19 protein-coding genes are annotated in these 20,537 nt (G+C 66.1%); 9 read left to right on the top strand and 10 right to left on the bottom strand.

The features are described from left to right. Window positions 1-180: 180 nt before the first annotated feature. The 6 genes from APS40_RS12290 to APS40_RS12265 form a co-directional block, all read right to left on the bottom strand. Window positions 181-1,317 carry an MFS transporter gene (locus tag APS40_RS12290; RefSeq protein WP_055047326.1) on the bottom strand — a complete coding sequence of 379 codons (1,137 nt, stop codon included), beginning with the start codon at window positions 1,315-1,317 and terminating at the stop codon, window positions 181-183. 39 nt (window positions 1,318-1,356) lie between these two features. Next, window positions 1,357-1,818 (bottom strand): MmcB family DNA repair protein, encoded by a 462-nt coding sequence (locus APS40_RS12285; protein WP_055047325.1) that lies wholly within the window; start codon window positions 1,816-1,818, stop codon window positions 1,357-1,359. Further along, window positions 1,811-2,995: an MFS transporter gene (locus tag APS40_RS12280; protein WP_197279490.1), complete on the bottom strand. Its 1,185-nt coding sequence runs from the start codon at window positions 2,993-2,995 to the stop codon at window positions 1,811-1,813. The genes APS40_RS12285 and APS40_RS12280 overlap by 8 nt, the downstream gene beginning before the upstream one ends. Continuing rightward, a complete protein-coding gene (locus APS40_RS12275) occupies window positions 2,995-4,164 on the bottom strand; it encodes an MFS transporter (protein ID WP_055047324.1) in 1,170 nt (389 codons plus the stop codon). Before APS40_RS12275 ends, APS40_RS12280 begins: the two co-directional genes overlap by 1 nt. Window positions 4,165-4,303: 139 nt before the next feature. Further along, entirely contained in the window at window positions 4,304-4,837 is a 534-nt protein-coding gene (locus APS40_RS12270; RefSeq protein ID WP_055047323.1) for a hypothetical protein, read from the bottom strand. Window positions 4,838-4,902: 65 nt separating this feature from the next. Beyond that, on the bottom strand, window positions 4,903-5,790 hold the full coding sequence (locus APS40_RS12265; protein ID WP_055047322.1) for a LysR family transcriptional regulator: 888 nt from the start codon (window positions 5,788-5,790) through the stop codon (window positions 4,903-4,905). A gap of 204 nt (window positions 5,791-5,994) precedes the next feature. Here APS40_RS12265 and APS40_RS24470 point away from each other — a divergent pair, with 204 nt between their 5' ends. Genes APS40_RS24470 through APS40_RS12255 form a run of 3 tightly spaced genes read left to right on the top strand, consistent with a single transcriptional unit; the run spans window position 5,995 to window position 8,113 of the window. Beyond that, entirely contained in the window at window positions 5,995-6,144 is a 150-nt protein-coding gene (locus APS40_RS24470) for a DUF1127 domain-containing protein (protein WP_082434360.1), read from the top strand. Window positions 6,145-6,146: 2 nt separating this feature from the next. Then, on the top strand, window positions 6,147-7,136 hold the full coding sequence (locus tag APS40_RS12260; protein ID WP_236884248.1) for an aldo/keto reductase: 990 nt from the start codon (window positions 6,147-6,149) through the stop codon (window positions 7,134-7,136). Further along, window positions 7,136-8,113 carry an aldo/keto reductase gene (locus APS40_RS12255; RefSeq protein ID WP_055047320.1) on the top strand — a complete coding sequence of 326 codons (978 nt, stop codon included), beginning with the start codon at window positions 7,136-7,138 and terminating at the stop codon, window positions 8,111-8,113. The genes APS40_RS12260 and APS40_RS12255 overlap by 1 nt, the downstream gene beginning before the upstream one ends. Window positions 8,114-8,276: 163 nt before the next feature. Here the strand turns inward: APS40_RS12255 and rhaI are convergent, their stop codons facing one another. Together rhaI and APS40_RS12245 are read right to left on the bottom strand one after the other, a co-directional pair. Continuing rightward, entirely contained in the window at window positions 8,277-9,569 is a 1,293-nt protein-coding gene (gene rhaI / locus APS40_RS12250) for an L-rhamnose catabolism isomerase (RefSeq protein ID WP_055047319.1), read from the bottom strand. A gap of 159 nt (window positions 9,570-9,728) precedes the next feature. After that, window positions 9,729-11,828: a bifunctional rhamnulose-1-phosphate aldolase/short-chain dehydrogenase gene (locus APS40_RS12245; protein WP_055047318.1), complete on the bottom strand. Its 2,100-nt coding sequence runs from the start codon at window positions 11,826-11,828 to the stop codon at window positions 9,729-9,731. 177 nt (window positions 11,829-12,005) lie between these two features. Between APS40_RS12245 and APS40_RS12240 the strand changes: the two genes are divergently transcribed. From APS40_RS12240 to APS40_RS12215, 6 genes are all read left to right on the top strand, one after another. After that, on the top strand, window positions 12,006-12,821 hold the full coding sequence (locus APS40_RS12240) for a DeoR/GlpR family DNA-binding transcription regulator (RefSeq protein ID WP_055047317.1): 816 nt from the start codon (window positions 12,006-12,008) through the stop codon (window positions 12,819-12,821). Window positions 12,822-12,916: 95 nt separating this feature from the next. Further along, window positions 12,917-13,918, top strand: a complete 1,002-nt coding sequence (gene rhaS, locus APS40_RS12235; RefSeq protein ID WP_055047316.1) for a rhamnose ABC transporter substrate-binding protein — start codon at window positions 12,917-12,919, stop codon at window positions 13,916-13,918. A gap of 80 nt (window positions 13,919-13,998) precedes the next feature. Next, window positions 13,999-15,552 (top strand): sugar ABC transporter ATP-binding protein, encoded by a 1,554-nt coding sequence (locus APS40_RS12230; RefSeq protein ID WP_055047315.1) that lies wholly within the window; start codon window positions 13,999-14,001, stop codon window positions 15,550-15,552. Continuing rightward, window positions 15,549-16,526, top strand: a complete 978-nt coding sequence (locus APS40_RS12225; RefSeq protein ID WP_055047314.1) for an ABC transporter permease — start codon at window positions 15,549-15,551, stop codon at window positions 16,524-16,526. The genes APS40_RS12230 and APS40_RS12225 overlap by 4 nt, the downstream gene beginning before the upstream one ends. Further along, window positions 16,523-17,533 (top strand): ABC transporter permease, encoded by a 1,011-nt coding sequence (locus APS40_RS12220; RefSeq protein WP_197279489.1) that lies wholly within the window; start codon window positions 16,523-16,525, stop codon window positions 17,531-17,533. Before APS40_RS12225 ends, APS40_RS12220 begins: the two co-directional genes overlap by 4 nt. Beyond that, window positions 17,530-18,897, top strand: coding sequence for an FGGY-family carbohydrate kinase (locus tag APS40_RS12215; RefSeq protein WP_055047313.1), 1,368 nt, complete (start codon window positions 17,530-17,532; stop codon window positions 18,895-18,897). The genes APS40_RS12220 and APS40_RS12215 overlap by 4 nt, the downstream gene beginning before the upstream one ends. A gap of 182 nt (window positions 18,898-19,079) precedes the next feature. Here APS40_RS12215 and APS40_RS12210 read toward each other — a convergent pair whose 3' ends face one another. Together APS40_RS12210 and APS40_RS12205 are read right to left on the bottom strand one after the other, a co-directional pair. Then, complete coding sequence (locus APS40_RS12210; RefSeq protein ID WP_055047312.1) at window positions 19,080-19,289, bottom strand: hypothetical protein; 210 nt, start codon at window positions 19,287-19,289, stop codon at window positions 19,080-19,082. Between the two features lie 667 nt (window positions 19,290-19,956). Further along, window positions 19,957-20,523, bottom strand: a complete 567-nt coding sequence (locus tag APS40_RS12205; RefSeq protein WP_055047311.1) for an ASCH domain-containing protein — start codon at window positions 20,521-20,523, stop codon at window positions 19,957-19,959. Window positions 20,524-20,537: the final 14 nt, after the last annotated feature.

Here is a 20,537-nt window from a genome sequence, read left to right as displayed (position 1 = left end):
CTCTTAGCGAGCGCGAGTTGCGCCGCTTCACCCCTCAACCGGCCCGCGGCGATGGCTTCGCCGTCGTCCGCCAGCCACCTTCTCCCCTGAGGGGAGAAGGAACAGAGCGCCGCCGTGGTACCCACAGGGTCAGGTTCCGTCTTCGCGGGAATGACGCCGGAGCAGGCGTCGGGTGAGGATTCACTCCCTCCGCGGCGCCAGATACCGCGCCAGGTAAAACGCCAGCAGCAGGGGCGGCACCAGCACGGCGAAGGTGACACGGATCGAAGCCACGGTGGCGATCCAGCCCATCAGTGCCGGTGCGCCGAGCAGCAATAGTTGCTGGCTCATGGTGAGCGCCGCGACATTTTCGGAGGCCGGGCGGTCGCCCAGCCGCGCGGCGGCGGAGGTGGACAGCGGGAACGACACGCAGACGCCGAAGCCGATCAGGGTGAAGCCGCAGAGCGCCACGATCAGGTTGGGCGAAAACACCACCAGCAGCAGCCCCAGCAGCGCCGTGATGGTGAGCCCGCGCGCTAGCGGCACCGGACCCCAGCGGCCCACGGCGCGGTCGGCGAGCAGCCGACCGATCGACTGCGCCGTCATGAAGGCCGGCAGCGTCAGCGTGTCGACCCAGTCCGGGGCGGTGAAGCTGTCGCGCATGAAGATCACCGACCAGTTGCGCAACCCGCCTTCGAGCAACGAGGCGGCGATGGCGTAGCCAAGCAAAAGCAGTGTCATGCGACTCGGAAGCGCGATGCGGAACCTCCGCGCCGGCGCGGCATGGGGGCGCGCCGGCGCCGCCTGCATCGGCCAGCCGAACACCATGAGGCCGAGCAGCACCGGCACGAGGACGATGGCGAAGTGCAAAGCCGGCGCAACATTGGCGCCGCGCATCGCAGTGCCGATCAGCGAGGCGGTCAGCAGCCCGACGCTCCAGACGCCGTGGCAGGTGTTCATCAGCCGGCGGCCGGAGGCGGCTTCGACCCGGTCGGCCTCGACGTTGATCGAGACATTGCTGAAGGCGAACACCACGCCGAACAGCGCGAAGCCCAGCCACATGATAGCGAGGCTCGGCGCCAGCGCGATGCCGATCAGCACCAGCGCCAGCACCGGGATGGTGGTGAGGATAATGACCCGAGTGCCCAGCCGCTCGACCACGTGGCTCGCGAACAGGAACGAGACGATGGCGCCCGCCGGCTGGCCGAGCAGGGCAAGGCCAAGTTGAGCCTCGTTGAGGCCGAGCGCCACCTGCATATCGGGAATACGGCTGAACATGCCACCCTGTGCCAGCGCATGCAGGAAGAACACGATGACGATGGACGGGGGAGCTTTCACCTGGCGTTCTCGACAGCCAGCGGCGCGCCGGCGGCCTTGCTAGAGGTCATTGGGGTCCATCAGCACATGGATGCGGTCGGCGCCGAGGCGCGTGAGTTTCAGCAACATCGCCTTGCGCCTGGCCGGTGGGAGGACGACTTCCGCCGCCATGCGCAGGATCGCCCCATCGTGGCCGTCGGCCACCATCAAGCCTTCCGCGGCGGGGAAGATATCGGGGTCGAGCTCCGGCGGCTTGGCAAAGAAGAAACGGTCGCAGAATTCCTTGTAGTTCGGCCATTTGCGATCGACCTGGAAGTCGACCAGCGACGACTTGATCTCGACGATCCAGATCTCGCCCTTGGGCCCCACCGCCAAGACGTCGGCACGCCGGCCGTTGCTCAACGGGACCTCGGCGTAGCAGCAGAAATCATGGGCGTTGCGGAGGAACCGCATCACCCCGCGTTGCACCCGAAGCGCCGTCGGCGATTGCCGAAGGTCGACGATCGGCGGCAGGTCAGCCATGGGGCGTGGCAGGCTCCGGCTCGGCCAGCAGCGGCGTCGGTTTGGGCGACAGCGCCCGGATCACCAGCAAGGCGGCAATGATCAGCGGCACGCAGACGAAATACGACATGCGGATGCCGAAGCGCTCGGCGACGAAGCCGAGCAGCGGCGGCCCGAGGAAGAACACCACGAAGGTCATCTGCCCCAGCGAGGCGACGTTCACCGAAGCCGGCCGGTCGGTCCGCTGCGCCGCCGCCGAGACGGCCAGCGGATAGACCGAGGAGCAGCCCAGGCCCATCAGCATAAAGCCGAACAGCGCCACATAAGGGTGCGGCGCAAAGCCCACGATGACGAGACCCAGTGCCGCGACGCCGAGCAACGCGCCGGCGACGACGCGCGGGCTGTAGCGCTCGACCACAGGATCCATGAACAGGCGGGCCAGCGCCATGAACAGCGAGAAGATGGTGATCGACAGTCCACCGATGAACGGCGCAACGTCGAACACGTCGCGCATATAGATGGCCGACCAATCGATGCCGGCGCCCTCGACCAAGAGCGGCGCGGCGCCGATCAGGCAGAGCGGCAACAGGCCGATGGTCGGGAAGGCGACGAGCGGCATCTTGCCGTCGTGGCTGTCGGCGCGCGCCGGGGCGTTCTCGATCTTCGAAAAGACGAAGTAGCCGGCGATCACCACCACGACCAGGGCGATGAAGGTGTGCATGTGCACCGAGACGCCGGCTTGGCGCACGCCGGCCGAAATGAAGGCGGTGACGAAGAAGCCAAGGCTCCACATGCCATGCGCCCGGCTCATGATGCGGGTGCCGAGCTGCGCTTCATGCCGATCGGTCTCGAGGTTGACGTTGATCTCGAGCGCTCCGGCGAACAGCCCGGCAATGAAGAAGACCGGCAGCAGCAGCAGCGCCGAGGGGATCCACGGCACGATCGCATACATGGTCGAGGCGCCGAACACCGTGACGAAGGCGGTGGTGCGGGCGCCGTATTTCTCGATCAGCGGGCTCGAAAAGGTGAGGCCGCAGAGCGCACCGATCGACATGGCGATCAGCGTCAGGCCGAGCTGGCCCTCGGTGAGGTTGAGCGAGCGCTGCAGGTCCGGCAGGCGGCTCAAGAGCGCCCCCATCGACAGCGCGAAGACGAAGAAGATCCCATAGACCCGCTGATGCGGCTTCAGACTAAACATCAATCAACCTCATGCCGGATCGGCTTGGCGCCCAGCGCCCCGGCGAAAACCAGGCTTAGAATAACCAGCGGAATGCCGATGCCGAAGGACCAGCGGATGCCGAAATGCTCGGCAACATAGCCCAGAAGCGGCGGCCCGAGGAGGAAGGCAACGAACGAAATCTGCGCCAGCGAGGCGACATTGGTCGCCGCCGGGCGATCGGTGCGCTGCGCCGCCGCCGACATGGCGAGCGGGAAGATCACCGAGGTGCCCACGCCCATCAGGCCGAAGCCGACCAGCGACAGCCAGTCGACGGGCGAGAAGAAGACGATCACCGCGCCGACCCCGAGCACGCTGAGCAGCACGCGCGACACGACGGTCGGGCTGTAGCGCTCGACGAACGGATCGGCAAAAAAGCGCGTCACCGCCTGGGTGAAGGCACCGAGCGCCACGGCGAAGCCGGCGAGGAAGGGCGAGACCTGGAACTCGTTCTTCATGTAGATCGCCGACCAGTCGATGCCGGCGCCTTCCATGATCATGGCCGAGAGCGTCACCGCCACCAGCACCAGGATGGCGAGGGTGGGCGCGGCGAAGCGCGGCGCCTCTTCGGTCGAGGCGCCAGTGCGATGCGGCGCCGGGGTGAAGCGGCCGAGCAGCAGCGCCACCCCGAGGATGACGATGGGCACCATAAGGAGCAGATGCACCTGCACGCCGAGCCCGGTCTGGGCGATGGCGGCGCTGACGATACCGGCGGAGAAGAAGCCGAAACTCCAGAAGGCGTGCGAGCGGTTCATGATGCGGCGGCCGATCATGTGCTCGGTGCGATCGGCCTCGAGGTTGAGGATGATCTCGATGCCGCCGATGACGAGGCCGACCGGCACGAGCAGCAGGAAGAAGGCCAGCGGCCCGGTGGCGAACGAGGCGATGGCGTAGCCCAGCGCCAGGAGCGGGATCAGCGTCAGGATGGCGCGGCGATAGCCGAAGCGGTCGAGCAGCGGGCCGGCAAAGCTCAGCGAGATCAGCGTACCGAGCGCCGCGCCGATCAGCCCGAGGCCGAGCGCCCCCTCTTCGATGCCCATGGCATGCTGGATGTCGGGCAGGCGCGGCGGCAGGCTCCCCATGCAGAACGAGTAGATGAAGAAGCCGCCATAGACCCGCTGCTGCGGCGGCAACTCGATACCTAATCTCATCTTGGGGGAACTCGCGGGAAGGAAACGTCGCGACCCTAGTAAAATCGGTTCAAAGGGGCAAGGCGGGCTTTGTGATGCGGGTTATTGGTGGGGCTCAAGGATGAGCCGGCGCGGGCTGACCTTTCGGTGGGACCGGTCCCTACACCGCCACCTGCATCTCGTCGCGCATCACGCTCACCCCGCGCGCCGGCGAGCGGATGATCTCGAGCCGGCGATACTGCATGCCGGAGCGGCCATGCGTCTGCTGCGCGCCGCGGTCGGGGCCCAAATAGGTGGCGGTCTCGAAATAGACCTGGGTGTGATCGACGAGCCGCTGCAGCCGGCTCGCCACGCGCGCTTGCGTGAATGGCAGGGTCAGCACGTCGTCAAAGCCCATCTCGACGCAGGTCCTGATCGCCTCGACCAGCGGGCTTTCGGAAAAATACACCATCGGCGAAAAGCGGATGCGGCGGCTGGAGGAGAAGCGGATGGCATCGGCCACCGGCTTGAGGCTGCCGACATCGGCGGCGGCGGCGAACAGGAAGAACAGCAATGGCGTCTGCTGCGCCTGGGTCTCGGCGGCGGCGAGGCCGGCATAGGTCTGCACGACAGGAAAACCGAGCCCGCGCGCCAGATCCGTCAGCGCTGCCCCCGGACCATCCGGGGGGCCGACCACATAGGCTGCGGCGCGCATTTCCGAGGCACTCCAGTCGATTGCATTCCCCGCCGTCACTATCGGGGACGCCGCTTAGAGCGAGGTTAAGACGGTGGCCGCCGGCGCTCGCCGCGGAACAGCGGCCCATGCTCGCGCATCAACGCTGCGACGCGGTCGGCGACCAGCCGGACCTCGGGACGGTGCCGATCCTCGTGGTGAGTCACCAGCCACTGTTCGGTTTCGAGCTCGGTGATCGGCATCGCCACCCGCACCAGCCGATCATCGCTGTCGCCGACGAAGCAGGGGAACACCCCGAGCCCGGCGCCGGCCGCGACCAGTTCGCGTACGCTCTGCACGTCGTTGCCGCGCACCCCGATGCGATCGCCGTGATGGGCCATCAGCCAGCGGGCCGAGGCGACATTGGCGGCGTCGCCGGTGACCCCGACAAACAGCCCGGCCTCGATGCCGTTGATCAGGTGCAGACCCGAATAGAGCGCATGCGCCACCCGGCCGATCTGCCGCCCGGCGAGGTTGGGGTCGAGCGGCCGCTCCGAGCGCACCCCGATGTCGGCGGCGCGCCGGCCGATATCGAGCTTCGTATAGGCGGTGGCGAACTCGATGCGGATATTGTCGTCGACGTGCCAGAGCGCGCCGATATGGCGGGCGAGGAAGGCCGAGGTCCAGGTGCCGGCCGAGATGCGCACGATCTGCTCGCCGACCGAGCCGTCGCGCCAGCGGGTCAGCGCCCGCATCGCCGCCTCGACATCCTCGGCGCGCGCCAGCAGTTCTTCCCCGACCGGCGTGAGTTGGTAGCCGGTCTGCCGCCGCACGAATAGCGGCTCGCCGATCTGCTGCTCGAGCGCCGTGACCCGGCGCCCCAGCGTCGCGGCGCTGAGCCCGGTCGTGGTGGTTGCGGCGCTCAATCCACCCAGCCGCGCGACGTCGAGGAAGAGCCGCAGGTCGTCCCAGGAGATGCTGTCTCCGACGCTCATCTTTCATTCCTGCAAAGCGCGTTGCGCACTTGCTTGTATCGCTTCAAGCCGGGAAGGAGCAAGTATGGGGCGTTCGAAGCGCGCATGGCCGTCAACAACTTGACCGCCAGACCGCATCGCCCAAGCGCAGCCTCACCATGGGAATGTCCGCTCCGCAACCGGAGTGGAGACGGTGTCGCTTTGCGTTGTTGAAAGGAGACCGAAATGTTCCGAACCCTGACCCGCCGCCTTACCGAGTGGTCGCACTTGCGCCGTGATATCCGGCGGCTGAAGCAGCTCGACGACCACCTGCTGGCCGATCTCGGCATCGAGCGCGAGTGCATCTCCCACAGTGTCCGCACAGGTGAGAAATGAGCGTGACGCTGCGCCTGTGGGACGGGCGGGAGGTCCCACGCATCGGCGTCGGGTGCTGGGCCATTGGCGGGCCGTTCAAGATGGATGGCCGGCAGGATGGCTGGGGCGAAATCGACGACGCCCAGTCGCTCAGGGCCTTGGCGCTGGCCCGCGAGCTGGGCGCCCGCCTCTTCGACACGGCCGACGCCTATGGCACCGGCCATAGCGAAGAGATACTGGGCCGGGCCTTCGGCAACCGCGCCGATGTCGTGATCGCCACCAAGTTCGGCTTCACCCATGATCGATCGAAGCGCGAGCTGACCGGCACCGACGTCACGCCGGAATATATGGAGAAAGCCCTCGCCGCCTCCCTGAGCCGGCTCGGGCGCGAGCGAATCGACCTCTACCAGTTGCATGTCGGGGACGCCTCGGCCGAGGCGATGGAGCGGCTGGCCCCTGCCCTCGAGCGCCGCGCCGGAGCCGGCGACATCGCCGCCTGGGGCTGGAGCACCGACGATGCCGCAGCGGTATCGCGCGTGCTGCACTACCCGCACTTCAAGGCCGTGCAGCAGGGACTCGATGTGTTCCGTGACGGCCCTCAAATGGTGACGCTGTGCGACAGGCACCGCCTGCCCAACCTGATCCGATCGCCTCTCGCCATGGGGTTCCTGACCGGCAAGTTCACGGCGCAGTCGCGGGTCTCGACCGACGACGTGCGCGGCGCCGGCCACAGCTGGGTGCGCGACTTCAAGGATGGGCGGCCTTCGGCGGAGTCGCTCAGAAAGCTCGACGCCATCCGCGACCTGCTGACCAGCGGCGGTCGCTCCGTAGCGCAAGGGGCGCTCGGCTGGGTGCTGGCCCGTTCGCCGCAGACCATCCCGATCCCCGGCTTCAAGACCGAGGCGCAGATCCGCGACAACCTGGGCGCGCTCGACAAGGGCCCGCTCCCGATGGCCGCAATGGCTGAGATCGACGCCCTGCTGGGGCGTGAACTGGCTCTGGAGGAGATCTGATGGAGAAGCGACAGTTCGGCTCGATCGGCAAGGTCAGCTGCCTGACGCTTGGCGGCGGCGGCATCGGCCAGGTGTGGGGCGAGACCAGCCGCGACGAGGGCATCGCCACCCTCCGGACGGCGGTGGACGAAGGCATCGACATGATCGACGCGGCGCCCGGCTACAAGCTGTGCGAGGCGCTGATCGGCGAGGCCTTCGACGGGCGGCTGCCCAAGGGCGTGAAGGTCACCACGAAGTGCGGCATCGGCACACTGCCCGATGAGCAGGTCTACCGCCGGCTCCGCGCTTCGCTCGAGCAGAGCCTCGAGGCGATGCGGCTCGAGCAGGTCGACCTGTTCTTCCTCCACAACCAGATCTGCCCCGACGATTTCGTCTACCCCTCGGAGAACGAGCGGCGCAGCGAAATCGCCACCACCTGGTCGAGCTATCGCGAGGCTGTGGTGCCGGCCTTCCAGCAATTGCAGCGCGACGGCCTGATCGGCGGCTGGGGTATCACCGGGGTCAGCGTGCCCGCCACGATCGTCGATGCGGTGACGCTGGGGCCACGACCGCACGCCGTGCAGGCGGTCGCCAACCTCCTCGACAGTCCCGGTGGGCTGATCGCCTTCTCGACGCCTTCGCGGGCTCGCGACATCATCGAAGCGGCGCATCTGAGCGGCGTCGGGGTGATGGCGATCCGCGCGGTACAGGCCGGGGCGCTGACCTCGCGCTTCGACCGGCAGCCGCTGCATGCGCGCGATAGCGAGGATTTCGCGTTGGCCGCGCCGTTCCGGGCGCTCTGCGCCAAGTGGGGTGAGGACCCGGCGATCATTGCCTATCGCTATGCGTTGGGCATGGCCGGGGTCGAGACGCTGGTGCTGGGCGTGAAGAACCGCGACGAGCTGTCGGATGCGCTGGACGCCGAGCGCGCCGGCCCGCTCGAGCCGGAGCAGCTCGCGGCGATCGAGGCGCTCGGGTTGCGGGAGGTGATGGCCTAGTCGTTCGACCGATGGGCTGGAGCAGGCTGCCCCCCACCCCTGTCCCCTCCCCCTAAACAAGGGGAGGGAGACGCTCTCACCAGCGTCGGTGCTTTGGTCTCCCTCCCCATTCTTAGGGGGAGGGGACAGGGGTGGGGGTCAGCTAGCCACCGGCCCACGAGGCTCACACGATCCCGCCGCCACCTGCCGCCACCGCCGGACGCACCGCCGCGACGCGCTGGCGGTACCCCGCCTTGCGATAGGCCGCGATCGGGTCGATGGCGCCGTTGGCGTCGAGCCGCGCCTTGGCGAGGATCGGTTCGACATCGGTGCGGAAAGCGGTCTTCAGCGTTTCCGAGGCCATCAGCGCGTCGTCCGACTGCTGGTAGCCCTCGAGCGCCTGGCGGTCGACCAGCAGCGCCAGCGCATAGGCGCGCCGCACTTCGTTGGCCGAGCGGATCAGCGACTCGATAGGGTCGGTGACGTTGTGGCTCTGGTCCAGCATATGCGCCGGCGCGAAGCCGTCGGCCTGGCGGAGTTCGGCATCGACCAGTTCGTTGAACACCAGGAACAGCCGATACGGGTCGATCGAGCCGGTATCGAGGTCGTCGTCGCCGTACTTGGAATCGTTGAAGTGGAAGCCGCCCAGCTTCTTGAACTGGATCAGCCGGGCAACGATCATCTCGATATTGACGTTGGGCGCATGGTGGCCGAGGTCTACGAGGCACTGCGCCTTGTCGCCGAGTTCGGTGGCGATCAGGTAATTGGTTCCCCAGTCCTGCACCACCGTCGAATAGAACGCCGGCTCGTACATCTTGTGCTCGGTGAAGAGCTTCCAGTCATCGGGCAGATCGGCGTAGATCGCCTTCATCGCCTCGAGATAATATTCGAACACCCTGGTGAAATTGACCTGGCCGGGGAAATTCGAGCCATCGCCGATCCACACCGTCAGCGCCTTCGAGCCGATGGTCTTGCCGATCTCGATGCACTCGAGATTGTGCTCGATCGCCTGCTGGCGCGTCTCCCTGGCGTAGTTGGCGAGCGAGCCGAAGCGATAGGAGTGTTTCTGGCCCGGCGCGTCCGAGAAGGTGTTGGAGTTCATTGCATCGAACCCCAGCCCGAAGCGCGACGCCGCCTGCTTCAGCCGGTTCGGGTCGGCCTTGTCCCATGGAATATGCAGCGAGACATTGGGGGTGGCGCGGGTCAGCTGGTTGATCACCGAGCAATCCTCGAGCTTGTCGAAGATGTCGCGCGGCTCGCCCGTGCCGGGGAATTTGGCGAAGCGTGTGCCGCCGGTGCCGACACCCCAGGAGGGCACGGCGACGGTATAGGCCGAGACCTTCTTCAGGATGGCATCGATGTCGATGCCGCGCCGGCTGAGATGCTCGCCCAGATGCGCGTAATCGGCCTCGAGCGCCTTGCGGTTGGCGTCGTTGGTCTGGTCGACCACGGACTGGTCGATGAGTTGGTCGGTCATGTTTCCTCCCCTGTTCTTGAAGGCCCCTCACCCGCCGCTTCGCGGCGACCTCTCCCCCAAGGGAGAGGTGGTGGGTGGCACGATCTCGCCCCCATCGCACCTCTCCCTTGGGGGAGAGGTCGGATCGCGACGCGATCCGGGTGAGGGGGCCTTTGCTTGTTACCGCGTAAAACTCTGCGCGTTGCCCGCGTCGACGTTGATGATGTTGCCGGTGGATTTGGCCGACATATCCGAGGCCAAGAAGTAGATCGCTTCGGCGATGTCCTCGGGAAATACGCTCCGCTTCAGCAAGGAGCGCTGGCGGTACATTTCCTCGAGCCCCTCCTTGTCGGTCTTGTAGGTCGAGGCGCGCTGTTCCAGCCACTCGCCGGCCCAGATCTTGGAGCCGCGCAGTACCGCGTCGGGGTTCACCACGTTGACGCGGATCTGCTCGGCCGCGCCTTCGAGCGCGAGGCAGCGGGCGAGGTGGATTTCGGCGGCCTTGGCGGTGCAGTAGGCGGCGGCATTGGGCGAAGCGGCGAGGCCGTTCTTCGATGCCACGAACACCACGTTGCCGCCGAGCTTCTGCGCCCGGAACATGCGGAAGGCTTCCCGGCTGACGAGGAAATAGCCCGTCGACAGGATGTCCATGTTCTTGTTCCAGAGCTCCAGCGTCGTCTCCTCGATCGGCGCGGAGCTGGCGAGCCCGGCATTGGAAACGAGGATGTCGATGCCGCCGAACTCCACCGCGGTGTGGGCGAAGCCGGCGATCACCGCGTCCTCGCTGGTGACGTTGAGGTTCACCGGCCGCACCACATCCTTGCCGAAGGCCTTGCCCAGTTCCTCATTGGCCGAAGCGAGCGCCGCCTCGTCGATATCGGCGAGGACGACGCATGCACCCTCGCGCAGCAGCCGCACAGCGGTCGCCTTGCCGATGCCGCCGGCGCCGCCGGTGACCAGCGCGATGTGACCGGCGAGCGATTTCGGCTTGGGCATGCGCTGCAGCTTGGCCTCCTCGAGCAGCCAGTACTCGATGTCGAACGCCTCCTGCTCGGGGAGCCCCTGATAGGTGGAGACCGCGGACGAGCCTCGCATGACGTTGATGGCGTTGACGTAGAACTCGCCCGAGATCCGCGCCGTCGCCTTGTCCTTGGCGAAGGTGAACATGCCGACGCCGGGCATCAGGTAGACGACGGCGTTGGCATCGCGGATCGCCGGGCTGTCGGGGTGCTTGCAGCGGTTGTAGTAGCCCGCGTAGTCGGCGCGGTAATCCGCCGTCGCCTGCTCGAGCCCGGCGACCACCGCATCGATATCGGGGTTGGCGGGATCGAAGTCGATCACCAGCGGTCGGATCTTGGTGCGGAGGAAATGGTCGGGGCATGAGGTGCCCAACGCTGCCAAGGGCTTGAGGTCCCTGCTCCCGACGAACTCCAGCACCGCGGCGCTGTCGTCGAAGTGGCCGAGCATCTTGAACTCGTTGGAGATCAGCCCGCGGATTTTCGGCATCAGCCGCGCCGCGATGGCGCGGCGCTCGTCGGCCGGGAGCGGCGCCACCAGTTGGCCGCCAAAGGCCGGCTTGCCGGCGGTCTTTTGCTCGAACCAGGCGATCGCCTTGTTGATGGTGTCGATGGTCTGCTCGTAGCAGGCCCTGGGTGTGTCGCCCCAGGTGAAGAGCCCATGGCTCTCAAGGATCACGCCCTTCGCTTCGGGGTGGTCGAGGCAGAACTTTTCCAGCCACAGCCCGAGCTCGAAGCCGGGCCGCTTCCACGGCAGCCAGCCGATCTCGTCGCCGAAGATCTCTTTGGTGAGGGCCTTCGAATCCTTGCTCGCCGCAATGGCGATGATGGCGTCGGGATGCATGTGGTCGACGAAGGCGTGCGGCACATAGGCATGCAGCGGGGTATCGATCGACGCGGCGCGTGGGTTCAGGTTGAAGGTGGCGTGCGGCAGGTAGCCGACCATCTCGTCTTCGTGGGCGAGGCCACGATAGAGGCCCTTCAGCGCGCGGAGCTTGTCCATATAGAGGGTGGCGAAGCCGTCGAGCTTGATCGACGCGGAGTCGCCGCCCGAGCCCTTCACCCACAGCACTTCGACGTCCTCGCCGGTCAGCGGATCCTTCTGCACGATCTTGGACGAGGTGTTGCCGCCGCCATAATTGGTGACACGCTTGTCGGAGCCCAGAATGTTGGAGCGGTAGACCAGCCGTTCGGGCTCGCTCATCGCGGCCGCCGTGGCATCGTCCCAAAGGTTTTTTAGGCGCGCTGGCGCATTCCCCGACATGCTAATCCTCCCGAAGGCGTTGGTCCTGAATTGGTACCGGACATGCCTCCGATCCTCGGAACATGTCAATCAGAAACACTCAATACCAATCATGAATGCGGCAAACGTCGTAATCGGTACGGCGAAATGATTGACAGTGACGGATTTTGGTGAAAATTAGCAGCAAGGGAGACGATCTTGCACGAAACCGAGCGACACCGGGTCATTCTGGCCGCCGTCCAGGCGCGTCCGCTGGCGACAGTGGCCGAACTGGTCGATATCACCGGCACGTCGGAAGCCACCATTCGCCGCGACATCGCGGCGCTGCACGTGCAGGGCCGGTTGCGTCGGGTGCGCGGTGGCGCCGAAGCGATCAACCCGCCGGAGCAAGGCGGGCTGATGGGGCGCCCCTTCTCGGTCAACGAAACCATCAACATCGCACAGAAGCGCGCCATCGCCCGGGCTGCAGCAGACCTCTGCAAGGACGGCGAGCCGATCATCATCAACGGCGGCACCACCACCTACCAGATGGTGCACTACCTGACCGGACGCCGGCTCTCGGTGTTCACCAACAGTTTCGCCATCGCCGAGCACCTGCTGCACAATTCGCGCAACAGCGTGGTCATTCCCGGCGGCACGGTCTATCGCGAGCAGAACGTGATCCTCTCGCCATTCGGCGGGGTGGTTGCCTCGCACTTTTACGCCAAGCGCATGTTCATCGGCTGCCAGGGCCTCGGCGCACACGGCCTGATGGAAGCCGATCCGATGGTGGTGCAGTCCGAACTGGCGCTGATCAACCAGGCCGAGGAGTTGATCGTGCTCGCCGATTCCTCGAAATTCGAGGGACGCTCCAGCCTGATCCTCTGCGCTCTCGACCGGATCTCGATGGTGATCACCGACAGCGGCATCCGCGAGGAAGACCGCGCCATGCTGGAAAAGGCCGGAGTCGGTCTCACCGTTGTCGATGCCGGTCAGGATCGCCAATCGGCCGGCCAATCCGCCTCGGTCGCCTGACGACCGAGCGGCACTACGAAGGGCTGAACGACAAATCTCGACAGCCCATTCACTGACATGTTAGCATGTTAGCATCGTCAAGGGAGGATACCCGTATGAAACTGCTCAAGACTATCGGCATCGGCTCGGCCGTTGCCGCCATGGCCCTGCTCGCCGCGACCGGCGCCAGCTTCGCCCAGACCCGCATCGCCGTCGTCGCCAAGGACATCGGCAACGGCTTCTTCGTGGCGGCCGGCAAGGGCGCCGAAGAGGCGGCCAAGGAACTCGGCGACGTCGAGATCATCTTCACCGGCCCGACCGAGCCGACGGCCGAAGGCCAGATCGAGGTGATCAACACGCTGGTGGCCCAGCAGGTCAATGCCATCGTGATCTCGGCCAACGATCCCGACGCGCTGGTGCCGGCGCTGCAGAAGGCCAAGCAGCGCGGCATCACCGTGGTGTCGTTCGACTCGGGCGTCGCCGCCGAAGGCCGCGATGTGCAGCTCGACCCCTCGTCGATCGACCTGATCGGCAAGACCATCGTCAAGCTCGCCGCCGACAACCTGCCGGACGGCAAGGGCAAGATCGCCTTCCTGTCGGGCACCGCGACCGCCACCAACCAGAACGCCTGGCTGGCTGCCGCCAAGGAACACTATGCCGAGTTCCCGGGCGTCGAAGTCGTCTCGACCGTCTATGGCGACGACCTGTTCGACAAGTCCTACCGCGAAGCCCAGGGCCTGATCGCCTCCTTCCCGGATCTGGCGGCCATCTCGGCCCCGACCTCGGTCGGTATCGTCGCCGCCGCCCAGGCGGTCACCGACGCCGGGCTGATCGGCAAGATCAACGTCACCGGCCTCGGCCTGCCGTCGGAAATGGCGGCGCACGTCAAGTCCGGCGCCTCGAAGTCGTTCGCCATCTGGAACCCGATCGACCTCGGCTACTCGGCCACCATGATCGCCTATCACCTGCTGAAGGGTGAGGCCAAGGCCGAGCCGGGTGCGGAGATCGCCATCGGTCGCGTCGGCAAGATCGTGCTCGACGACAACCGTTCGGCCGCCATGAGCGACCCGTTCACCTACGATGCCTCGAACATCGACCAGTTCTCGTCGATCTTCTAAGATCGGCTGACGAGAGCGGGCTCGGCAGCGCACCGCGCCGCCGGGCCCTTTTGTTACTTCACTCCCGGATGACCTGAGCCATGCTCGAAGTCGCGACCCCAGCCGAGCCCGGCCCCGCTTTGGCCCAGACCCAGCCGCTGCTGACCCTCAACGGGATCAGCAAGCGCTTTCCCGGTGTCCGCGCCTTGCACGACGTATCGCTGTCGCTCTATCCCGGCCAGGTCACCGCGTTGATCGGCGAGAACGGCGCCGGCAAGTCGACCCTGGTGAAGATCCTGACCGGCATCTATCAGCCGGACGAAGGCGAGATCTCGGTCAAGGGCGTGCCGGTCCGTCTCGGCTCTGCCCATGCCGCCTTCGGCGCCGGCATCACCGCCATCCACCAGGAAACAGTGCTGTTCGACGAATTGTCGGTGGCCGAGAACGTCTTTCTGGGACACGCGCCGCGCACCCGCTTCAAGACCATCGACTGGACGACGATGCGCCGCGAGGCGCGACAGGTGCTCACCGACATGGGGGCCGCGCATATCGACCCCAACCACCGGCTGAAGGACCTCAGCATCGCCAACAAGCATCTGGTCGGGGTGGCGCGCGCCATGTCGATCGATGCCGATGTGGTGATCATGGACGAACCGACCGCGGCGCTCTCCTACAAGGAGATCGAGGACCTGTTCGTGCTGATCGAGCTGTTGAAGGAAGACGGCAAGGCCGTGCTGTTCATCAGCCACAAGTTCGACGAGATCTACCGTATCGCCGACCGCTACACGGTGTTCCGCGACGGCGAGCTGGTGGGCTCGGGCCTGCTCAAAGACACCGACCAGAACGCCATCATCAAGATGATGGTCGGCCGCTCGGTCGATCATATCTTTCCCAAGCGCGAGGCCCGGATCGGCGCGCCCCTGCTCGAGGTGAAGGGGCTGAGCCACCCCACCGAGTTCGACGACATCAGCTTTACCCTGAGGGCGGGCGAGATTCTCGGGTTCTACGGCCTCGTCGGAGCCGGCCGCTCCGAGGTGATGCAGGCCCTGTTCGGCATCACCAAACCATCGGCAGGCGCCATCGCGCTTGCCGGCGCGACCATCGCCCCAGCTTCGCCGGCCGATGCGGTGAACGCCGGCATCGTCTATGTGCCCGAGGAACGCGGCAAGCAGGGCGTGGTGATCGGCATGCCGATCTTCAAGAATGTTTCGCTGCCCTCGCTGAAGCGCACCAGCCAGGCCGGCGTGCTGCGGCTCAGGGAAGAGTTCGCACTGGCCCGCACCTATACCGAGCGGCTCGACCTGCGGGCCTCGTCGCTGAGCCAGGACGTCGGCACACTGTCGGGCGGCAACCAGCAGAAGGTGGTGATCGCCAAATGGCTGGCCACCAGCCCCAAGGTGATCATTCTCGACGAGCCGACCAAGGGCATCGACATTGGCTCCAAGGCCGCCGTGCACGAGTTCATGGGCGAACTGGTGGCCGAGGGCCTGTCGGTGATCATGGTCTCCTCCGAGCTGCCGGAAATCCTGGGGATGAGCGACCGCGTCGTGGTGATGCGCGAAGGCCGCATCGTCGCTGTCCATGACAACACGAACCTGAGCGCCGAGACCCTGGTGCGCACGGCCGCCGGGATCGGCGAGGAGCAGCAGCGGTGAAGACGCTTTTGAAATACCGCGAGATTTGGCTGGTCGTCGCCATCCTCGCCCTTGCCATCGGCGTGTCGGTCCGCTCGCCGGGCTTCATCCAGCCCAGGAGCCTCGCCAATATCTTCAACGACACCTCGATCCTGATCATGCTGGCGCTTGGCCAGATGGTGGTGATCCTGACCCGCTCGATCGACCTGTCGATGGCGGCGAACCTGGCGCTGTGCGGCATGTGCGTCGCGCTGCTCAACGTCGCCTTCCCCGGCATCCCGGTTCCGCTGCTGTTGCTCGCCGCCGCGGCGCTCGGCACGGCGCTCGGCGCCATCAACGGCGCGCTGGTGTGGAAGCTCGACATCCCGCCCATCGTCGTGACGCTGGGCACGCTCACCATCTATCGCGGCATGATCTACGTCATCGCCGGCGGCGCCTGGGTCAATGCCCACCAGATGACCGAGGCATTCAAGGCGGTGCCGCGCACCGAGCTGTTCGGCATCACGCTGCTCAGCTGGTTCGCCATCGCCGTCGTGGCGGTGTTCTTCGTGCTGATGACCCGCACCCCGCTCGGTCGCTCGTTCTACGCTACCGGCATCAACCCAACGGCCGCCACCTATGCCGGCATCAATGTAGGGCGCACCCGCTTCATCGCCTTCTGCGTCGCCGGCATGGTCTCCGGCCTCGCCGGCTACCTGTGGATTGCCCGCTACGCGGTGGCCTATGTCGATGTCGCCGGCGGGTTCGAACTCAACATCATTGCGGCCTGCGTCATCGGGGGCATCTCGATCGCCGGCGGCATCGGCACCGTCGCCGGTGCGGTGCTCGGCGCGCTGTTCCTCGGCGTCGTCAATAACGCGCTGCCGGTGATCGGCATCTCGCCGTTCTGGCAGATGGCGATCTCCGGCACGGCGATCCTGCTGGCGGTGATCTTCAACTCGCGCGGCGAGCGCCGTCGCGGCCGCATCATTTTGAAGAAGGCGGAAGTCCTATGAGTTCGCTGACCGACGCGCCGGAAGCGCCCGTCACTCACCGCAAGATCCCCGATCGGCTCGACAACCCGCTGCGCTCGGCGCTCCTGAGCTGGGAGACGCTACTACTGCTGGTCGCGGTGGTGATCTTCATCGTCAACTCCTTCGCCTCGCCCTACTTTCTCAACGCCTGGAGCCTCTCGGACCTCACCTTCAACTTCACCGAGAAGGCGCTGATTGCGCTTGCCATGGCGCTGCTGATCATTGCCGGGGAGATCGACCTGTCGGTGGCCTCGATCATCGCGCTCGCCTCCACGCTGATGGGGCTCGCCGTACAATCGGGCGCCGATACCCCGACGCTGCTCGCTATCGGCATCGGCACGGGGCTGGTCTGCGGCGCCTTCAACGGGGCGCTGGTCACCGGATTGAAACTGCCCTCGATTGTCGTCACCATCGGCACGATGAGCCTGTTCCGGGGCCTCAGCTTCATCATTCTCGGCGACGGCGTGTTCAAGGGCTACCCCAAGGATTTCGGCTTCTTCGGCCAGGGCTATGTGTTCTGGGTGATCTCGTTCGAGCTGGCGCTGTTCCTCGTCGCGGCGCTGATCTACTGGTTCGTGCTGCACCGCACCAATTTCGGCCGCCGCATCTTCGCCATCGGCAATAACGAGACGGCGGCCCGCTTCTCCGGCGTGCGCGTCGCACGCGTCAAGTTCGTGCTGTTCTGCCTGACCGGCCTGATGTCGGGCATCGCCGCGGTGCTGCTCACCAGCCGGCTCGGCTCGACCCGTCCGGCGATCGCGCAGGGCTGGGAACTCGAAGCCATCACCATGGTTGTGCTGGGCGGGGTCTCCATTCTCGGCGGCGCCGGGTCGATCGTCGGTGTAGTGATTGCCGCCTTCATCATGGGCCTCGTCACCTTCGGGCTGGGGCTGCTGAACGTGCCGGGTATCGTCATGTCGATCTTCATCGGCCTGCTGCTGATCGTGGTGATCGCACTTCCCATCGTCTACCGCATGGCCAGGAAATGACTGCCCGTACCGTCGGGGTCATCGATATCGGCAAATCCAACGCCAAGGTGGCGGTGGTCGACCTGGACAGCCGCACCGAGATCGCGATGCGCAAGCGGCAGAATACGGTGCTGCGCGACGGCAAGTACCCGCATTTCGATATCGACGGGTTGTGGGACTTCACACTGGGCGCACTGCGCGAGCTCAATGCCGAGTTCTCGTTCGACGCCATCAGCGTCACTACGCATGGTGCGTCAGCCGCCTTGATCGATGCGGACGGCCAACTGGCGCTGCCCGTGCTCGACTATGAGTTCGCCGGCCCCGACCAGTACTGGGACGCGTACGATCGGGCGCGGCCGGATTTTTCCGAGAGCTTTACTCCTCGCCTGCCCGGCGGGCTCAATGTCGGGGCGCAGCTCTACTGGCAGGCGCGGGCCTTCCCCGCCGAGTTCGCCCGCACCCGCTGGATCCTGACCTATCCACAATACTGGTCGTTCCGGCTGACCGGGGTGGTTGCCGAGGAGATCACCTCGCTGGGCTGCCACACGGACCTGTGGGACTTCACCACCAATCTCTACTCCTCGCTGGTGATGAAAGAGGGCTGGCTCGACAGGTTCGCCGAGGTGCGCCCCGCCTCGGACGTGCTCGGAGTGACCCTGCCCGAGGTCACCGCCGCGCTGGGACTGAAGCGACCTCTGCCCGTCTATTCCGGCATCCACGATTCCAACGCCTCGCTGCTGCCGCACCTGCTCGAGCGCGATCCGCCGTTCGGGCTGGTGTCGACCGGCACCTGGGTGATCGTCGCCTCGCCCGGCGGGGACATCGACAATCTCGACCTCAGGCGCGACTGCCTCGCCAATATCGATGCGCTGGGGCGTCCGGTGCCGTCGGCACGCTTCATGGGCGGGCGCGAGTTCGAGATGCTGACCACGCCGCGCGAACCCTCGTCCGAGACGGTCGAGCGGGTGCTGCGCGAGACGATCCTGCTGACCCCGTCGGTGGTGCAGGGCTCGGGCCCGTTCCCGCAGCGGCAGGCGCAATGGAGCCGACCGCGCGAGAGCCTTGATGACGATGAGGTCTACGTCGTGACCTCGTTCTATCTCGCCATGATGACGGCTGAATGCCTCAGACTGACCGGGGCCGAGAACCACACCGTGGTCGAAGGCCCGTTCGCCGGCAACGCGCTCTACTTGAGGATGCTGGCCGCCGCGACCGGGCGTCCGGTGGAACCGGTCAAGCGCAGCGCCACCGGCACCTCGATCGGCGCCGCGCTGCTGGCGCGGATGGATCGGCCACCGGCGGACGGACACGAGGTGGTGCTGGTCGAGAGCGACGCCGCGGCTGCCGAGTATGCGGCGGCGTGGCGGAGATCGGTCGGGGGGTAAGGTACTGGCCGAGAGTCCCCGTTTCCCTTCTCCCCTCAGGGGAGAAGGTGGCCGAAGGCCGGTTGAGGGGTGAAGCGGCGCAGCGCGCGCTCGCTGAGAAGCTGAACCCCTCACCCAAGTTCCGCTACGGACCTACGGTCCTAGCTACACTACCCTCTCCCCTCAGGGGAGAGGGGCAGAGCTCATGCTGCCGGACGCAGCGCGTCGCGAACCGCCGCTTCGGCCGCTTCAATCGTAGCGAACACCTGGCCATCCACCCCGAACGCATCGAGCTTGACGGCGAGGAAGCGGAAGCCGGCATCGTGCGCGACCAGGACGCCCTTCGGCTCGCCGTCGATGTCGACAGCTATGGGCTTGGCGCTATGTGGCTTTTCGAAATGGGCATGCTGCATGGAATGACCTCCATCGGCACGTCTCTGGGGACGGCCGGGGTGTTACCTGAACTGTGAGACGAATGGGTGACAGAGGTCACATTCGTTTGGGTCGGTAACACCCGTTGGAACGATCTACCCATTTACCGATAAGCCCGGTTTGGAGAGTGGTGCGAATAGCGATGTGCATGTTCGTCTCCTTCCGGCGGCCGATGGCCTGGGTGATTCCAATGAGGGCGAGACTAGCGCGTCGCCCGCAGCTTTTGTGTGGCGAAGCTGAGTCCGCCATCAGGTCGTTGTACGGCGTCGATGCCCCGAGGTCTATCCGGCTTTCGTCGACGCTCCGGAAAAGATAGGTGAGCCGCAGCGATTTCGCCAGCCCGCGGCGTTCCAAATCATCAGCATGAAAGCGAAATTTCCTGCCCGGCGGATTCGATTGGATGGAAAAGGCCTGGCGCACTCGACGAGCGGTGTTCGAGACTTGTATCGGCCGCGGCGATCGTGGCTTACCCCTCATCCGGCCCTTTTGGCCACCTCGGGGCGAAGGCTACACCTTCGTCCCGCACCCCGACGGGGAGAAGAACACGGCGAGTTCGGTGGTCACCGGCCGAAGGCCGGGACGGGTGAGGGGTTGAGGCACCAGCCCATCCGACAACAGGGCTAACCAGGCCTGAGCGGTCCTGAGGCTTCAGAGCGCCGCCAGCAGCGCCACGCCGCGCGGCGACAGCCGGTAGCCCACTTCGAGGCTGATGGTGAGACCCAGCGCCTTGAGCTTGCGGATGTTGAGCTTGAACTCGGCGCGCTCCATGCCGGCACGTTGGGCAAGGCTGGTCGAGACGACGCCGGGATGGTCGGCGATCAGTTGCAGCGCCTGCCGCGTCCATGGCGCCGGCGCGGCCCCGTCGAGCTTCTGCAGCCTGGTGGCCAGAGCCTGCAGTTCTGCCGCGTCGGGTGCGGCGTCGCGCAGCGCCTCACGCGGATCGGGTCCGGCTGGATGGAGGCGGATACGGTAGCAGGTGCCCTGCTGCGCCTCGAACATGGCGATGACGCCAGCCCGATCCCTGTACCCCGCGGCGCGAGCGTCGCTCTCGGTCACCTCGTCGGGCTCGATCGTCTCGACCAAATCGATGCCGACCATGCCCAACTGCGTCCGCACCGTGCCGCCGGGCTTCACCGTGGGCTTCTTCCAGCGGCGGAAGGCCAGCGTGCACTGGCCGGCAAAGATCGCCTCCAGGTCTTTGGTGCGGAACAGCATAGGCTCGACTTTAT

This window comes from Devosia sp. A16 (assembly GCF_001402915.1).
GTDB lineage: Bacteria > Pseudomonadota > Alphaproteobacteria > Rhizobiales > Devosiaceae > Devosia_A.
This window is presented reverse-complemented; position numbering and strand designations above follow the sequence as displayed.

What these genes read in the sequence shown, in the direction of transcription:
- APS40_RS24470 (WP_082434360.1), top strand. Translation starts at nt 5,995, where the DNA reads ATGTTCCGAACCCTGACCCGCCGCCTTACCGAGTGGTCGCACTTGCGC.
- APS40_RS12210 (WP_055047312.1), bottom strand. Translation starts at nt 19,289, where the DNA reads ATGCAGCATGCCCATTTCGAAAAGCCACATAGCGCCAAGCCCATAGCT.
- APS40_RS12255 (WP_055047320.1), top strand. Translation starts at nt 7,136, where the DNA reads ATGGAGAAGCGACAGTTCGGCTCGATCGGCAAGGTCAGCTGCCTGACG.
- APS40_RS12205 (WP_055047311.1), bottom strand. Translation starts at nt 20,523, where the DNA reads ATGCTGTTCCGCACCAAAGACCTGGAGGCGATCTTTGCCGGCCAGTGC.
- APS40_RS12280 (WP_197279490.1), bottom strand. Translation starts at nt 2,995, where the DNA reads ATGTTTAGTCTGAAGCCGCATCAGCGGGTCTATGGGATCTTCTTCGTC.
- APS40_RS12220 (WP_197279489.1), top strand. Translation starts at nt 16,523, where the DNA reads ATGAGTTCGCTGACCGACGCGCCGGAAGCGCCCGTCACTCACCGCAAG.
- APS40_RS12285 (WP_055047325.1), bottom strand. Translation starts at nt 1,818, where the DNA reads ATGGCTGACCTGCCGCCGATCGTCGACCTTCGGCAATCGCCGACGGCG.
- APS40_RS12265 (WP_055047322.1), bottom strand. Translation starts at nt 5,790, where the DNA reads ATGAGCGTCGGAGACAGCATCTCCTGGGACGACCTGCGGCTCTTCCTC.
- rhaI (WP_055047319.1), bottom strand. Translation starts at nt 9,569, where the DNA reads ATGACCGACCAACTCATCGACCAGTCCGTGGTCGACCAGACCAACGAC.
- APS40_RS12245 (WP_055047318.1), bottom strand. Translation starts at nt 11,828, where the DNA reads ATGTCGGGGAATGCGCCAGCGCGCCTAAAAAACCTTTGGGACGATGCC.
- APS40_RS12230 (WP_055047315.1), top strand. Translation starts at nt 13,999, where the DNA reads ATGCTCGAAGTCGCGACCCCAGCCGAGCCCGGCCCCGCTTTGGCCCAG.
- APS40_RS12270 (WP_055047323.1), bottom strand. Translation starts at nt 4,837, where the DNA reads ATGCGCGCCGCAGCCTATGTGGTCGGCCCCCCGGATGGTCCGGGGGCA.
- rhaS (WP_055047316.1), top strand. Translation starts at nt 12,917, where the DNA reads ATGAAACTGCTCAAGACTATCGGCATCGGCTCGGCCGTTGCCGCCATG.
- APS40_RS12275 (WP_055047324.1), bottom strand. Translation starts at nt 4,164, where the DNA reads ATGAGATTAGGTATCGAGTTGCCGCCGCAGCAGCGGGTCTATGGCGGC.
- APS40_RS12215 (WP_055047313.1), top strand. Translation starts at nt 17,530, where the DNA reads ATGACTGCCCGTACCGTCGGGGTCATCGATATCGGCAAATCCAACGCC.